This is a genomic window from Massilia sp. CT11-108 (assembly GCF_047302915.1).
GTDB lineage: Bacteria > Pseudomonadota > Gammaproteobacteria > Burkholderiales > Burkholderiaceae_D > Telluria > Telluria orientalis.
Genome location: NZ_JBKYMO010001780.1, coordinates 1 through 234, shown reverse-complemented (window position 1 = coordinate 234; position 234 = coordinate 1). Strand labels below are relative to the sequence as shown.

Annotated in this window: 1 protein-coding gene; it reads right to left on the bottom strand. The window is 73.5% G+C overall.

Annotation, left to right across the window (positions count from 1 at the left end; translation table 11 throughout):
* Window positions 1-234 (bottom strand): hypothetical protein (locus tag ACEN88_RS36305; protein ID WP_413347214.1); only part of this gene is annotated, 234 nt, incomplete at both ends.

The window sequence follows — 234 nt, the reverse complement described above, 5'->3', positions numbered from 1 at the left end:
GCGCGCGGCGCGCACGAGGCCGCGCGCGCGTTCGCGGTCCGGCTCGCCGTCGCCGACGGACGCCGGCACTTCCATCAACAGCTGCTGGTTGCGGCGGAAGTTCACGATCTGCAGGAAGCCGTTCACGGCCGCTTCCGGCGTGCGGTAGGCCGGCATGCCCGCCTCGTACGCGATCGTGCGCGCCTCGCCCACGGACTGCAGCCCGAGCCAGCACGCGAGCACGTTGCGCGACGA